The organism is Microbacterium enclense (assembly GCF_001456955.1).
Lineage (GTDB): Bacteria > Actinomycetota > Actinomycetes > Actinomycetales > Microbacteriaceae > Microbacterium > Microbacterium enclense.
Window position 1 is genome coordinate 47,632 of the sequence record NZ_KQ758476.1, and the last position, 15,232, is coordinate 62,863.

A 15,232-nucleotide genomic window follows, 5' to 3' on the forward strand; every position below is an offset into this window, starting at 1 on the left:
CTCGCCGCCGAGCAGCGGGCCACCCTGACCTCTGGCGATGTCACCATGTGCGCGCCCGGCGACACGTAGAAGTGCGCCGCCGCGGCGAGATCGTGGACGGCGAGGACGAGGTGGTCGATCCGACGTGTCACGGTCGGAGGCTCCCGTCGCGGTCGGCCAGTGACTGCGCGATCGCGCGAGCGGCGTGCTCCGACGCTTCGATCGCACCGGCCAGATACCCGCCCTCGTGAGAGCTCGTCTCGCTTCCGGCGGTGAACAGCCGGTCCGCCCAGGCGCCGTGAACCCACCGGTCGGCGGGTGAGGGGTGGCCGCCCGAGATCAGGTCGTCGGATGTACAGGTGAGCGGTTCCGCGGCCCAGTCCCTCAGGATCGTGTTCACCGGGGTCATCGCCGCCTCCCCGAAGATGCGGGCGAACTGCGCGAGGCACGCCTGCGTAAGGGCCGTCTCGCCGATGAGCGAGCGTTCGGTCGGCCCCACGCCGAGGAACCCGAAGAGGGCGGGCCGTCCGTCGGCGGTGGTGGCATCGTGCATCTCGAGCATCGGACCCACCATGCTCTGTGCGGTGCCCGACAGACCGGCATCCAGCCAGAACGCCTCGTCGTAGGTGGCGAAGAACTTCGCCTGCGCCGCCATCCACGTCGGAGTGGAGCGCCACAGCGCCGCGGTCTCGTCGGCGAGAGGCGGGGAGAACGAGACCGTCGCCGCGGCGAGGCGCGGCGGCAGGGCGATGACGACGCGCTCGGCCTGCACGACGCCCGCGGCCTCGCCCTCGCCGTACGCCACTCGCACTCCGTCCGTCGACAGCTCCACCTCGCGTGCCGCGGCGCCCAGGCGGATCGCGGTGTCGGGAACGGAACGGCGCAGAGCGTCCACGAGGGAAGCAGCACCGCCGCTGAAGCGCAGCGACTGCGAGCTCTGCCCGGTGCCCGAGTACCGCTGCGCCGGTTCGCGCGACATCCGCTCGAAGACGACATCACCGGCGCTGCTCTGCGTGAAGGCCGGCAGCGACAGGTCGTCGACGAGGGCTCCGATGGCCGGCTGCATCGCGGGCCAGAACCACGACGGGCCGAGATCGCACCCGTCGACGGTGTCGACCCGCCCCCCGAGGCGGTCCCGTGCCTCCAGCAGCACGAAGGGGATCTCGGCCTCGGTGAGGATGCGAGCGACGTTCAGGCCGGCTACGCCGCCGCCGATGATGATGACCTGGGTGCGCAAGAGGACTCCCGTCGCGAAGTGGAGCTTCGACGGTAACCCGCGCCGTGGCCTGCGACGACCACGCGGGACATCCCATCCGCCCTGGGGTCCGTCGTCCGCCCCGTGCAGCAGACGGGCCCCGCCGTCAATGCCGGTGACGCACAGCCCCCGCATAGACACGATGAGGGTCCTATTATGTGCTCCCGATGAGGATTCGACCATGCCCGCGCCCCCCGACGCCGATTTCGTCGTGCTCTCGAGCCGCTTCGCGCCCGAGCGCGACGGGGGGTATGCGGTCGCCGTCGCCTCCCGCCTCCGGCTGCTCGCCTCGCTCGGCGTCGAGCGCCCCCTCCTGCTCACCTTCGACACCGGCCGAGCCGACGATCACGCGAGGGACGGTCGACGTGCATTCGCCGCGCCCCATCTCGACGTCGAGATCCGAAACCTCTTCGAGGAGATCCGCCTCGACCCGACGTGGCTCTTCGCGCAGGCCCGCGTGGGGCGCGCCGACCCCGCCCACGCGTATCGCGCGATCGAGGACGACGAGGGACGCGAGGTGCTCTTCCTCCCCGTCATCGCGGACGATCCGGCCTGGCACCTGACGACGGCCTCGGTGGTGGTGCCGGGTGAGACCGGCACCCGCACCGTGGCCGGCTTCCGAGAGCTCTACCGCGTGTGGCTGACGCGCGTGGTGGGCCAGCTCCGCGAGCGCGCCGGCGACCCGGATCGCTGCATCGTCGTCATCTGCGAGTCCAAGCAGATCGGCGAGCTGATCGCCGACTGGGCCGACCCCCACGTGCGCATCGTGCACACGGTCCACAACTCGCACCTCACCGAGCCCTGTCGGTCCTCCTCGGAGCTGCGCGATGACGGGTGGCGCCGATGGCTCGCCCTGCGGGAACACTTCGACGCCGTCATCTGGCCCACCGCCTCGCAGAAGCACGACGTGGCCGAACGGTTCGGCGCCGATGCGGCATCCGTGGCCATCCCCACCCCCGTCATCGCCGCCCCCGGAATCCGCCCCCGCCCGCGGAGGATCCGGGACGTGCTCATGGTGAACCGGCTCGTCGACCAGAAACGGGTGGATGCCGCCATCTCGGCGTGGCCCCGCGTGCGGGAGGCCGTACCCGATGCGCATCTGCGCATCTACGGCGACGGCCCCCTGCGCAGCCGGCTGGAGGATCAGATCAGAGAGGCAGGCCTGACGCAGAGCGTGCACCTGCACGGGTACTCCGACCACGTTCGGGAGGCCATGGCCATCTCGACGGTGTTCCTGTGCACCAGCGCGTTCGAGGGACAGAACCTCGCCATCGGGGAGTCGCTGGCGAGTGGTCTCCCGGTCGTCGCGTTCGACGTGTGCTACGGACCCCGCGATTACGTGGGCGACGGCGGCATCCTCGTCGCTCCGGGCGACACGGATGCTCTTGCGGACGCACTGCTCGAGGTGCTGCTCGACGAGGGCGCGCGGGCCGAGATGTCGCAGCGTGCGCTCGAGCAGGCTCGCCGACTGAGTCCGGAGGCGGTGGGCGAGGCGTTCGCGCGTCTGCTCCACGACGTCGTCTCGCGCCCGGCGAGGCGGCGCGCCGCCGGCTGAGTGCGCGGGTCGCGGTCCCTTCGACAGGCTCAGGGACCGCTGCGCGAGGTGGCTGAGCCTGTCGAAGCCCCGGCGCGGGGTACGGTCCCTTCGACAGGCTCAGAGACCCGGGGTGGGGTGGCTGAGCCCGTCGAAGCCACCGGGACCCGCGTCAGCCGATCAGGCTCGGCTGCAGGTCCTTCAGCGTGCGGTGGTGCGTCATGCGCGTCACGCCGATCGCCGCCACCAGCACGCCGCCGACCATCCACGCGCCCAGCACCAGCAGGTCGGACCCGACGCGCGAGACGTCGCCGCCGTACATGACCTGCCGCATGGCGTCCACCACGTATCCCATCGGGAGCACGTGATGAAGCGCCGCCAGCGGCGCGGGAAGCGTCTGCCACGGGAAGGTGCCGCCCGCGGTGACGAGCTGCAGCACCATCAGGACGAGCCCCAGGAACTGCCCCACGGAGCCGAGCCACACGTTCAGAGCGAGCACGATCGCCGCGTACGTCGCCGAGGCGAAGAGCAGGATGCCGAGAGCCGCCGCCGGATTCGCGAACGAGAACTGCAGCGCGATCGCGAGCACCGTGAACAGCCCCACCATCTGCAGGGCGCCGAGCCCCGCCGGGGTCAGCCAGCCCGCGAGAGTCACGCGCACGGGAGACCGCAGCGCCGTGATCGCGCGCTTCGAGACGGGCTTGACGATGAGGAACAGCGCGTAGATGCCGATCCAGCCCGCCAGGGCGGCGAAGAACGGGGCGAGACCGGCGCCGTAGTTCTGCGCCTTCGTCACGGCGCTCGTGCCGACCGCGACCGGGTCGGAGATCGCCTGGGCCTGGACCTGCCGGGTCGCATCGTCGGAGTCGGGGATCTGCTCGACACCCGCGGCGAGCCCGTCGCGCAGTTGCGTCGCCCCCGTCGAGAGCTGGCCGATGCCGCCGTCGAGCTGTGCGGCGCCGTCGCGCAGCTGCGCGGAGCCGTCGCGTAGCTGCGCGGCGCCGGATGCCGCGGTGCCCGCGCCGTCGGCGAGGGCCGAGGCCCCGTCGGCCGCGCTCGCCGCGCCGGTTGCGACGCTCGCGCTGCCCGCGGCGACCTGCCGGGCTCCCGCGTCGAGCTGGTCGATCTGGGTGACGGTGTCCTGCACGCGCTGGTTCGCGGCGGCGAGGCGGTCGCCCACCGGGTCGAGCCGGGTGAGGACCTCGTCGACGCGCGCCTGGTCGAGGCCGGCGTCGGTCAGGGCCTGCGCGATGTCGGCGCGCGCCTGGGGCAGCAGGGAGGCGGCTTCGCCGGCCGCGGATCCGACGCGCTCGGCCGCGGCGTCGATGCGGTCCACGCCGCCGGCGACCTGTTGAGCGCCAGCCGCGACCTGCGCGGAGCCGTCGCGCAGCTGCGCGGTGCCGTTGCGCAGCTGGTTCGCGCCGGCCGAGAGCTGCGCGGTGCCGTCGGCCAGCTGCGACGCGCCGTCGGCGAGGGTCGCCGAGCCGCTCGCGAGCTGCGCGGAGCCGTCCTTCGCCGTCGCCAGTGCATCGACGAGCTGGGTCGCCCCGGAAGTGGCATCCACGAGTTTCAGGCGGATCGTGTGCAGGGCGTCGAGCAGGGTGAGCCCCGCTTCGTCGATGACCTTCTGTGCGACGGATGCCTGGATCCGCGCCACCGCCTGCGTGCCGATCGTCGAGGCGAGGTAGTTGTTCGCGTCGTTCGTGCGCAGCTCGATGTCGGCCTGGCGTGGGCTGTCGCTCGACAGCGAGGCCACGGCATCCGTGAAGTCGGCGGGCAGGGTCACGATGAAGTCGAAGTCGCCCGCCTGCAGGCCCGCGTCGGCCTGGTCGGACGAGACGCGGTGCCATTCGAACGTGTCGCTCTCGAGCAACTGCTCGGCCGCCTCGTCGCCGAGGTTGCGCTGCTGCCCGTTGACCTCGGCGCCCCGATCGTCGACGACGAGCGCCACGGGGACGCTGGAGAGGTTGCCGTAAGGGTCTTGGTTGGCCCAGAGGTAGAGGCCGCCGTACAGGATCGGCACGGCGAGCAGGGCGATCAGCGCGATCACCGACATGCGCGTGGACGTGAGGCGGCGCAGCTCCGCCGTGATCATCTGCGGGATCTTCACCGCGCGACCTCCCGGGCGTCGATGGCGGTGCGCGAGGCGTGTCCGGCGATCACCAGCACGGCGTAGCCGCGCTCGGCGAACTCCTCTGCGATCCGCCACCAGTCGAGCGGTTCGCCGCCGTGGCGATCGGGGGCGACGAGCACGAGCCCCTCGACGTCGGCGCGCAGAGCTGCGAGCTCGAGCAGCAGCCGGATGCGCAGAGACGGCTCGACGTTGCCGATGGGCAGGCCGGCGATCGCGTCGAGCCCGATGCCCTCCAGCCACCGCGCGGCGGCGAACGGGGTGGGCGCGTGACCGGCGAACATCAGCTCCTCGGCGACGACGCCGGTGACCGAGACGTTCGGTTCGGGTTCCGACACGACGGGCGCGTCGACGAGGGCGATGCGGCGGCGCAGGGTCTTGGCATCCACCCGTCCGTCGATGGTGACGGTGCCGCGATCGGTCTTCATGCGACCGGATGCCACGAGGCCCAGCACCGTGGGACGCTGCTCGGTCTCGGCGACGACGAGGCTCGCGCGGCCGGTCTCGAACGCCGTCGAGGTCTCGGGCAGGGCGCTGCGGCCCTTGGCGACGGCGTCGACGACGATCTTCACGAGGCCTCCAGGTCGGGGTGCTCGGCGAGCAGCGCGCGCGCCTCGGTCCAGGAGAGCCCCGCGATCCCGAGCACCGCGCAGACCGCGATCGCGCGTGCGGTCGAGCTCTCGGCGTCGACGCGGGCGACGACCGTGCGGCCGGTCTCTTCGAGCAGGCGCGACAGCGTGGGGGCGGGGAGGTCGGTGCGCAGCTCTCCGGCCTCCTGCCCGCGGCGGACGATCTGGTCGATACGGCGGCGGAGCGGCGCGAGGGCGGCGGAGGTCTCGGCGAGGTGGGCGTCGTCGAGCGCGAGGGCCGCGGCGGCCTGCACGTGCGCGGCTTCGCGCCAGAGTTCGGAGGCGAGGCGGGCCAGCGCGACGCGCGCGTCGGCGTCGTCGACGCCCGCGGCGATGGCGTTGAAGCGCTCGGCGCCGGCGGCGATGACCTCGCGCACGATGGCGTTGCGGTCGTCGAAGTGGCCGTAGAGGGCGCGGCGCGAGAGGCCGGCGCGGCGGGCGATCGAGTCGATCGACGCCCGCGGGTCGTGGCCGATGGCGGCGGTGGCCGCGGTTAGGATGCCGGCGCGGTTCTCGACGGCGTCGCGGCGGGTGGAGGTGCTCACGGGGATCAGTCTACGCCGAACTTGCACGCCAGTGTGCAAGTTAATCACCCCCTGCGTCCGCTATCTCGGTGACTTGCGGGAAGTGTTCGCGGGGGAGGGGCTTTTTCGAGCACGCGGCGCAAGTCATCGTTTGGAGGCGCGGGTGGCCGGGTGAGGCCGGTGACTCGCGGGTTATGCACGCGGCGGCCGTCTTCCGGCGGGCATAAGGCGCAAGTCACCGACTTACGGGCCGGGGCCGGTCGTGTTCCCGGCCCGGGGTGGGCGCGCGGGGCGCGGGAGCGGTGACTTGCGGCGTATGCACCCGAGCGTGCGCGTTCGGCGGGCATGGGCCGCAAGTCACGGGCCGGGCCGGGAGCGGCAAGAGAGCGCGCGGCCAGGGAGCGGCATGAGAGCGCGCGGCCGGGAGCGGCAAGAGAGTGCGCGGCCAGGGAGCGGAAAGGGAAAGAGCCCGCGGCGCTCGGCGCCGCGGGCTCTCGCCGGGGTGCTTCGTCAGTCGGTGCCGGCGTCGAAAGCGGCGGACTCCCCCGCGGCATCCGTTGCCTCGGCGAGGCGTTCGCCGGCCGCGTCGAGGGGTGACGCCGACTCGATGATCTCTTGCGCGCCTCCCGCGGCGACGTCGCCGACGAGCTCGCCGGTGGGGCCGCCGATGAGGCCGAGACCCGCGTACTGCTCGAGGCGTGCGCGCGAGTCGGCGATGTCGAGGTTGCGCATGGTGAGCTGGCCGATGCGATCGACGGGACCGAAGGCGGCGTCGCCGACGCGCTCCATCGAGAGCTTCTCGGGCGAGTACGACATTCCGGATGCCACCGTGTCGAGGATCGTGTAGTCCTCACCGCGGCGCAGGCGCACGGTCACCGAGCCGGTGATGGTCGATCCGACCCACTTCTGGATCGACTCGCGCAGCATCAGCGACTGCGGCTCGAGCCAGCGGCCCTCGTACATGAGGCGCCCGAGGCGGCGGCCCTGCTCGTGGTAGGTCGCGAGGGTGTCTTCGTTCAGGATGCTGTTGACCAGGCGCTCGTACGTGAGGAAGAGCAGCGCCATGCCGGGGGCCTCGTAGATGCCGCGCGACTTGGCTTCGATGATGCGGTTCTCGATCTGGTCGCTCATGCCCAGGCCGTGACGGCCGCCGATGGTGTTGGCCTCGCGCACGAGCGCGACCGGGTCGTCGAAGCGCGTGCCGTTGATCGCGACCGGGCGGCCGGCCTCGAACTCCACGGTGACGTCTTCGGTCTCGATCTCGACCTCGGGGTCCCAGAACCGCACGCCCATGATGGGCTCGACGATCTCGAGCGACACGTCGAGGTGCTCGAGGGTCTTCGCCTCGTGCGTCGCGCCCCAGATGTTGGCATCGGTCGAGTACGCCTTCTCGGCGCTGTCGCGGTAGGGGAAGTCGTGGGCGACGAGCCACTCGCTCATCTCTTTGCGGCCGCCCAGCTCGGTGACGAAGTCAGCGTCGAGCCACGGCTTGTAGATGCGCAGCGCGGGGTTGGCGAGCAGGCCGTAGCGGTAGAACCGCTCGATGTCATTGCCCTTGTAGGTGGAGCCGTCGCCCCAGATGTCGACGCCGTCTTCTTTCATCGCGCGCACCAGCAGCGTGCCGGTGACGGCGCGGCCCAGCGGTGTGGTGTTGAAGTACGTGCGTCCGCCCGAGCGGATGTGGAAGGCACCGCAGGCGAGGGCGACGAAGCCCTCTTCGACGAGCGCGGTCTTGCAGTCGACCAGGCGTGAGACCTCGGCGCCGTACTGCGTGGCGCGGCCCGGGATCGAGGCGATGTCGTCTTCGTCGTACTGGCCCAGGTCGCCGGTGTAGGTGCAGGGGATGGCGCCCTTGTCGCGCATCCACGCGACGGCCACCGAGGTGTCGAGACCACCCGAGAAGGCGATACCGACGCGCTCGCCGACGGGAAGGGACTGAAGGACCTTGGACATGCCCTCGATTCTAGGGCGGCACGACGGCGCGCCCCGACTCGGGGAACTCCGTTCCCTTTCGCCTCCTGGGGAGGAGGGTCAGCCGACGGTGACGCCGGTGATCGTCACCGGGTTCGCCGGGGCGCCGTCGCGCGCGCCGCCGGTGACGCCTCCCGCGGCGATCGACTGCACGACGGCCAGGCCCTCGGGCGACATCGTGCCGAAGACGGTGTAGTTCGGATCGAGCTGCGTGTCTTCGTACACCAGGAAGAACTGCGAGCCGTTCGTGCCGGGCCCCGCGTTGGCCATCGCCACCGTGCCCGCGGGGTACGTCTCGCTCCCGTCGAGCTCGTCGGCGAACCGGTATCCCGGGCCTCCGCGGCCGGTGCCGGTGGGGTCGCCGCACTGCAGCACGTAGATGCCCGAGGTGGTGAGTCGGTGGCACTCGGTGTTCGTGAAGTACTGCTGCTGCGCGAGCGAGACGAAGCTCTCGACGGTGCAGGGTGTGCGCTCGCCGTCGAGGGTCAGCGGGATGTCGCCGGCCGAGGTCTGCAGCACCGCCTGCACCTCACCGGTGGGCTGGTCGGTTCCCGTCGCCGGCGGCGTGACGTCGACCGCGGGCTGCCCCGAGGCGGGGTAGGCGCATTCGCCCGACACCGCGCCCGCGCTCGGCGCGCTCTCGCTCGCCGCGCTGGTCGCCGGAGCCGATCCTGTCGACGCGCATCCGGCGAGCATGAGCAGGGCGGAGGCGGCGAGGGCCGCGGACATCAGTCGAGTGCGCACGCGCTCCAGGGTAGGACGGCACGCCGGCATCGGCGAGCACGCGCACCGCGTCTGCGATGATTCCCAGGCGGTCACCCTGAGTGCGGGCGGATGCCGCGCGCCCGGCCGACGGCGACGACACCGAAAGCGAGTGCGATGATGCCCGACGCGATCACGACGATGTAGCCGATCACCGAGCCCCACCCGTGAGTTGCCGGGTCGAGGAACGGGTACGGGTACCAGAACGGGGCGCCCGTGGTCGGGTTGGTGATGAGCGGGGCGCGCAACAGGGTGTAGACGATCCAGACGATGGGGAAGATCGCCGCCCCGAACGCCGCCGACCAGGGCAGCCGGCGACGGTTGGGCCCGATGAGAACGTCGAGCAGCAGGAACAGCGGCCCCCATACGTGCATGATCTCGTTCGACCAGCCGACGGTCTCGGGCTGCAGCGCGAGGCCCCGCAGGAGCAGGTTGTAGACCACCCCGGTGACGATCATGTACGTCGAGATCCACGCCAGGGCGGTGGCGAGCGCGGGCAGGTCGACTTCGGACGCCCGGCCGCGCACGAAGAAGCGCACGCCCGCGACGACGAGCACGACGACAGCCGACAGGTTCGAGAGGATCGTGAAGTAGCTGAAGAAGTTGGCGGTCACCGTCGCCAGGTCGCGCCCCCGGGCGAGCGCCTCCGACAGCGTCGAGACGAACTGTGCCAGGACAGCGGCGGCGATCAGCGCGGCGACGGCCAGTCGCCCGAGGCTCCATCCGACGGCCCACTCGCGTGATCGCAGCATCGCCCCAGGCTAACGGCGCACCGCTCGCGGATGGAGGTCCGCGGTCAGCGGCCCCCTCGCCGCCGAGGTCGGCGCCCCGGACCGAGGTCGCCTCGCTCCGCCCACCGGCCGGCATCGTGTCCGATTTCGAGGTGGCCGACGGCGGACCTGTGCTCGGCACCGCCGGGGAGGCGGGATCAGCCTGGATGTCACGGGGGATCGGTGCGGCCGATATCGCCTGAGGCGAAGGCGCCGGACCCCACTCACCCGGCGGCAGAGCGGGCCTCGAGCTCGGTGAGCGTCGCGGGGCCGGGCCGTCGAGCGCGGAGTACCATGCTCACCATGCCCGCCCCGTCCGCCGACGCGCAGTCGATCTCTGCGAGGCGGGGCTCGATCGACCGGATCGGTGTGAGGGTGCTCGACGAGATGGTCGAGATGATCGTCACCGGGACGGTGGCCGTCGGCGAATACCTCCCCCCGGAGCAGGCGCTGTGCGAGGAGTTCGGCGTGAGCCGGACGGTGATCCGCGAGTGCATCAAACGCCTGCAGGAGAAAGGCCTGGTCGTCGTCGCGCAAGGCCGCGGAACGCAGGTTCGGCGTTTCGACGACTGGAACGTGCTCGATGCCGACGTGCTCGACGCTCTCGTGCGCCACGACGAGTCGCTGGGTGTGCTCGACGAGGTCAGCGTGGTGCGCGCGACGCTCGAGGGCGTCATGGCCGCAGAGGTGGCGGCCACGGGGAGCGAGGATTCGCATCTCGAGATCGGCGGTCACCTCGATGACATGCGCCGCCTGCAGGACGACGATCCGGCCTTCTTCGAGGCCGACATGGAGTTCCACCTCGCGGTGATGGCCGCATCGAAGAATCGCATCGCCGCCACGATCGCGCGCTCCTCCTTCGTTCGTCCTCGCCAGAGCGCGCGCGGGGACGGCATCGACCCCACGGATGCCGTCGCGCGTACGCTCGAGGAGCACGAGCGCGTCTTCGAGGCCATTCGCGCGGGCGATGCCGCCGGGGCGCGGGTGGCGATGGAGGAACACATCCTCGGGTCGTGGCGCCGCCGCCGGCACCCGGACGGCGCGCACCACCTCAGCCCCTGACCTCCGTCGAGGTGGAAGACCTCGGCACGTCGGTCCGCGGCGCTCGGCCGTGGATGCGCCCGGCGGGGGCGGTGTCGGACCGCCTCGATAGGATGGGGTGTACCGCCGGAATCAGACGCGAGGAGCGCACATGCCCGGAATCGTGATCGTCGGCGTCCAGTGGGGCGACGAGGGCAAGGGCAAGGCCACCGACCTGCTCGGTGAGCGCACCGACTGGGTGGTGAAGTTCAACGGCGGAAACAACGCCGGCCACACCGTCGTCATCGGCGACGAGAAGTACGCGCTGCACCTGCTGCCCAGCGGCATCCTGTCTCCGGGCGTGACCCCCGTGATCGGCAACGGCGTCGTCGTCGACCTCGAGGTGCTCTTCAACGAGCTCGAGGCGCTCAACGCGCGCGGCCTCGACACCTCGCGTCTGAAGATCAGCGCGAACGCGCACATCATCACGCAGTACCACCGCACGCTCGACAAGGTCACCGAGCGCTTCCTGGGCAAGCGCATGATCGGCACCACGGGCCGCGGCATCGGTCCCGCCTACGCCGACAAGATCAACCGCGTCGGCATCCGCGTGCAAGACCTCTTCGACGAGAACATCCTGCGCCAGAAGGTCGAGGGTGCGCTCGACCAGAAGAACCACCTGCTGGTCAAGATCTTCAACCGCCGGTCCATCACGGCCGACGAGATCGTCGACGACCTGCTCGCCTACGCCGAGCGCGTGCGCCCCATGGTGGCCGACACCTCGCTGCTGCTCAACGACGCGCTCGACGCGGGCGATGTCGTGGTGTTCGAGGGCGGTCAGGCCACCATGCTCGACGTCGACCACGGCACCTACCCGTTCGTGACGTCGTCGTCGGCCACGGCCGGTGGTGCATCGACGGGCTCGGGCGTGGGCCCGAACCGGCTGGACCGCATCGTCGGCATCGTCAAGGCCTACACGACCCGTGTCGGTTCGGGTCCGTTCCCCACCGAACTGTTCGACGAGAGCGGCGACTGGCTGCGCTCGCGCGGGTTCGAGTTCGGCACCACCACCGGCCGCCCGCGCCGCGTCGGCTGGTACGACGCCCCCATCACGCGCTACGCCACCCGCATCAACGGCATCACCGACCTCGTGCTGACCAAGCTCGACATCCTCGGCGGCCTCGAGCAGATCCCCGTCTGCGTCGCGTACGACGTCGACGGCGAGCGGTTCGACGACCTGCCGGTGAACCAGACCGACTTCCACCACGCGAAGCCGATCTACGAGACCTACCCGGGCTGGAGCGAAGACATCTCGTCGGCGCGCACCTTCGACGATCTGCCGCAGACCGCGCAGGATTACGTGCTCGCCCTCGAGAAGATGAGCGGCACGCGCATTTCCGTCATCGGCGTGGGCCCCGCCCGCGATCAGGTGATCGTGCGCCACGACCTCATCGACTGATGCGGTTCTGGGTCGGCGCCTACGCCCCCGACAACGGGTCGGCGGAGGGCATCGGCATCCTTCAGGCGGGTGAGGCCGAGGCGCCGACCGCCAGCGGTCCCCTGGGCATGGTCGGCACGGCCGTCGCCGCCCCTGGCTCGCCGTCGTGGATCGCCGCCCACCCGACGCTCGACGTGCTCTACGCCGCGCTCGAGTTCGACGGCACGGTGCAGGCCTACCGGCGTGTGTCCGAGACGCGTCTGGCGCCGCTGGGCCCGCCCGTCGAGGCGGGTTCGGCCGTGTGCCACGTCGCCGTGTCGCCCGACGCGTCGTTCCTCGTCGCGAGCTGCTGGGGCGACGGTCGCGTCGTGCGGATCGACCTGGATGCCGCGGGCCGCCCGTCGCGCCCCGTCGTCGCCGCGGAGGCAGTCGATCCCTACGGCGTCGCACCCGCCGAGGGGGCGGTGTCGACCGGAGCGCGGGTGTCGGGCGCAGTCGTCCCCGATCTCGCGGCCGCGGCCCGCGCTCTGCGCGAGGCCGCCGGTGAAGAATATGCGCACCTCATCCCCGCCTACGACGACGTCCCCGAGACCGACGCCGAGTCCGAGGAGGCTCTGGCGGGCGATCGCGTCTCGCGCGCGCACCAGGCGATCTTCCTCCCGGGCGGGCTCGTGGCGACCACCGAGATGGGCCTCGACCTCGTGCGCATCTGGCGCGCGACAGACACCGGGCTGCGGGCGGTGCAGGACGTCGTGCTGCCCGAGGGCAGCGGTCCGCGCCATGGTCTCTGGCATCCGTCCGGCCACCTCTACGTCGTGACTGAACTCAGCCGCGAGGTCTTCGTGCTCGCGCCGGATCGCGAAGGACGCTGGCACCTCCGCTCCGGGCAGCCGCTCCTCGGCTCCCTCGACACCGACACCGCGGCCGAGATCTGCGCGAGCCGCGACGCCTCCACGCTCTACGCCGGGGTGCGCGGCAGCGACACCGTCGGCGTGCTCTCGGTGCGGGGGGCCGGCGAGACGCTCCAGCTGCTCGCGCTGGCCGAGACGGGCACGCACTGGCCGCGCCACCACGTCGTCGTCGACGACATGCTGCTCGTGGCCGGGCAGCTGGCGCACGAGATCGTGTCGCTGCCGCTCGACGTGCGCACCGGGGTGCCGGGGCGGGTGCGGCACCGCACCGCGTCGCCGTCGCCGACGCGGCTGCTGCCGATGCGCTGAGGGAGCGCCACGCCCCACGGGACGCCCCCTCAGCACGTTCATCGCCTCAGGCGGTCGGTATCCACACGCGCATGGTGGAGGGACCCCGGTTGCCCCAGTCGTGATAGGGCACGAGCGCCACGCGCTCGGTCTCGCCCAGCCCCCCGGACACCGCCTGCGTGTAGGGCCAGTCGCCCGGGTGGGCGGCTCGACGCGCGACGTCGACCCAGACGCGGCCGTCCTGCTCGGTCGGCGTGCTCCCGCGGTCCAGGGCCACCTCGCCGACGTCGCCGTGTCCCGAGAGATCGGTCGACTCGAGGGCGAGCACCTCCGGGCCGCGCTCCACCGCCACGCAGCCGCGGACGGCATCGATGCGGGGATCGGGGTCGACGACCCGCGGTGCCATCGGCAGTTCCAGCTCGACGACGTCGCCGGCGCGGAACGCGCGCGTCACGTCGGCGCGGCCGGGTGCCACGGAGACCGTCTCGACCACGGCGCCCCCGCTCCATACGCGAATCGCGGCGCCCTCGGCCCACTCCGGAACGCGCAGTGACAGGGTCCAGGGCTCGTCCGCGTCGCGGTCGACGCTCACGCGGACGGTGCCGTCGCTCGGGTAGGCGGTGTCGACGCGCAGCGACACGTCTCGGCCGTCATCGAGGGTCGTGCGGATCTCGGCGGGCGCGTACTGGTGGATCTGGATGCCGCGATCATCGGCCGTGGCGATGTAGGCGTCGAGACTGGCGAGGGTGCGGGCGACGTTCGGCGGGCAGCACGACACTTCGAACCAGGGCGCGCGCAACGACGAGGAGGCGCGCGGCGAGGTCGCGTCGGGGTCGGGCACCACACCCGGTACGCGCTGATGGAGCGTGTTCGCGTAGAAGAAGCTGCGGCCGTCGGCCGACGGCGAGGTCGCGACCACGTTGAAGAGCGTGCGCTCGATCAGGTCGGCGTAGGCGCTCTCGCCTCCCGAGAGCAGCAGACGCCACGAGAACATCACCGACGCGATGCCGGCGCACGTCTCGGAGTACGCGCGATCCGACGGCAGTTCCCAGTCGTCGCCGAAGGCCTCGTCCTGATGGTGCGAGCCCTGACCGCCCGTGATGTAGGTGCGTCGCCCGCGGGTGCGCGTCCACTGTGCGCGCAACGCGTCGAGAAGGTCGTCGTCGCGGGTCTCGACGGCGACGTCGACGGCGCCGGCCGCCAGGTAATTCGCCCGCACAGCGTGACCGCTCAAGGCGGTGGCATCCCGGATCGGCACGTCGTCCTGGAAGTAGCGGCGTCCCCACTCGATGTCGGCGAGCGTGTCGTGTCCGCGGCGCGCGACGAACAACGCCGCCTGCGCGGCGTAGCGCTCGTCGCCCGTGACACGGGCCAGCTCGGCGAGGGCCGCTTCGATCTCGGGGTGGCCGCAGAAGGAGGGGATGCCATCGGCTCCGAACACCTCGCAGACGAGGTCGGCGGCGCGACGGGCGATGAGGAGAAGGCCGTCGTCAGCGCCTGGCCGGGTGCGTTCGCGTGCGACCGCCGCCTGGAAGAGGTGGCCGAGGCAATACAGCTCGTGTCCCCACTCGAGATCCGACCAGCGGGGCTGCTGTCCGGGGCGGCCGAACTCCGTGTTGAGGTAGCCGTCGATCTCCTGCGCGGCGCCGACCCGTTCGACGACGGCGCGGAAGGTGCGCTCGAGTTCCTCGTCGTCGTGCCGGCCGAGCTCCCACGCCGCGGCTTCGAGGTACTTGTACACCTCGGAGTCGCTGAACTCGCGCCCGCGGCGCCCGGCGGGCAGAGTTCCCGCGGCGGCGCGATCGAAGTTGGGCAGCCAGCCCTCGGACTCGAGACGGTCGAGGATGTGGGACAGGGTGTGCGCGGCGTTCACGCGCTGGCGCTCGCCCCAGAATCCGCCGGTGATGCGCACCTCGTCGAGACCGAGCGGTCGAAGCCGCGCCCGTGAGGGGACGACGGGGGCGACGACGGTGCGCGCGGCGGCGGAGTCGAGCGGACGGGTGGGAAGTGTGGTCGACAT

General features: G+C 71.7%; 12 protein-coding genes. 4 read left to right on the forward strand and 8 right to left on the reverse strand.

Going from position 1 to position 15,232, the window contains the following annotated elements; all coding sequences use genetic code 11:
• Positions 1-127 precede the first annotated feature (127 nt).
• On the reverse strand, positions 128-1,216 hold the full coding sequence (locus tag AS029_RS15870) for a flavin monoamine oxidase family protein (protein ID WP_058233569.1): 1,089 nt from the start codon (positions 1,214-1,216) through the stop codon (positions 128-130).
• A gap of 199 nt (positions 1,217-1,415) precedes the next feature.
• On the opposite strand from AS029_RS15870, the gene AS029_RS15875 reads away from it, so the two are divergent.
• Positions 1,416-2,789: a glycosyltransferase gene (locus AS029_RS15875; RefSeq protein WP_058233570.1), complete on the forward strand. Its 1,374-nt coding sequence runs from the start codon at positions 1,416-1,418 to the stop codon at positions 2,787-2,789.
• Positions 2,790-2,940: 151 nt separating this feature from the next.
• On the opposite strand, the gene AS029_RS15880 is transcribed toward AS029_RS15875, so the two are convergent.
• From AS029_RS15880 to AS029_RS15905, 6 genes are all read right to left on the reverse strand, one after another.
• A complete protein-coding gene (locus tag AS029_RS15880; RefSeq protein WP_058233571.1) occupies positions 2,941-4,878 on the reverse strand; it encodes a YhgE/Pip domain-containing protein in 1,938 nt (645 codons plus the stop codon).
• The gene (locus tag AS029_RS15885) at positions 4,875-5,471 is read right to left on the reverse strand and encodes a hypothetical protein (RefSeq protein WP_058233572.1); all 597 of its coding nucleotides are present in this window, start codon (positions 5,469-5,471) and stop codon (positions 4,875-4,877) included. The genes AS029_RS15880 and AS029_RS15885 overlap by 4 nt, the downstream gene beginning before the upstream one ends.
• Positions 5,468-6,073 (reverse strand): TetR/AcrR family transcriptional regulator, encoded by a 606-nt coding sequence (locus tag AS029_RS15890; protein ID WP_058233573.1) that lies wholly within the window; start codon positions 6,071-6,073, stop codon positions 5,468-5,470. Before AS029_RS15890 ends, AS029_RS15885 begins: the two co-directional genes overlap by 4 nt.
• Before the next feature lie 489 nt (positions 6,074-6,562).
• Positions 6,563-8,005, reverse strand: a complete 1,443-nt coding sequence (gene argG / locus AS029_RS15895; protein ID WP_058233574.1) for an argininosuccinate synthase — start codon at positions 8,003-8,005, stop codon at positions 6,563-6,565.
• Positions 8,006-8,083: 78 nt separating this feature from the next.
• Complete coding sequence (locus AS029_RS15900; protein ID WP_228375974.1) at positions 8,084-8,767, reverse strand: peptidylprolyl isomerase; 684 nt, start codon at positions 8,765-8,767, stop codon at positions 8,084-8,086.
• Between the two features lie 71 nt (positions 8,768-8,838).
• On the reverse strand, positions 8,839-9,537 hold the full coding sequence (locus tag AS029_RS15905; RefSeq protein ID WP_058233576.1) for a Pr6Pr family membrane protein: 699 nt from the start codon (positions 9,535-9,537) through the stop codon (positions 8,839-8,841).
• Positions 9,538-9,858: 321 nt separating this feature from the next.
• On the opposite strand from AS029_RS15905, the gene AS029_RS15910 reads away from it, so the two are divergent.
• From AS029_RS15910 to AS029_RS15920, 3 genes are all read left to right on the forward strand, one after another.
• On the forward strand, positions 9,859-10,617 hold the full coding sequence (locus AS029_RS15910) for a FadR/GntR family transcriptional regulator (protein WP_058233610.1): 759 nt from the start codon (positions 9,859-9,861) through the stop codon (positions 10,615-10,617).
• Positions 10,618-10,747: 130 nt separating this feature from the next.
• The gene (locus AS029_RS15915) at positions 10,748-12,034 is read left to right on the forward strand and encodes an adenylosuccinate synthase (RefSeq protein WP_058233577.1); all 1,287 of its coding nucleotides are present in this window, start codon (positions 10,748-10,750) and stop codon (positions 12,032-12,034) included.
• Entirely contained in the window at positions 12,034-13,233 is a 1,200-nt protein-coding gene (locus tag AS029_RS15920) for a lactonase family protein (RefSeq protein WP_058233578.1), read from the forward strand. Before AS029_RS15915 ends, AS029_RS15920 begins: the two co-directional genes overlap by 1 nt.
• A 46-nt stretch (positions 13,234-13,279) precedes the next feature.
• Here the strand turns inward: AS029_RS15920 and AS029_RS15925 are convergent, their stop codons facing one another.
• Positions 13,280-15,232 carry a glycoside hydrolase family 127 protein gene (locus AS029_RS15925; protein WP_058233579.1) on the reverse strand — a complete coding sequence of 651 codons (1,953 nt, stop codon included), beginning with the start codon at positions 15,230-15,232 and terminating at the stop codon, positions 13,280-13,282.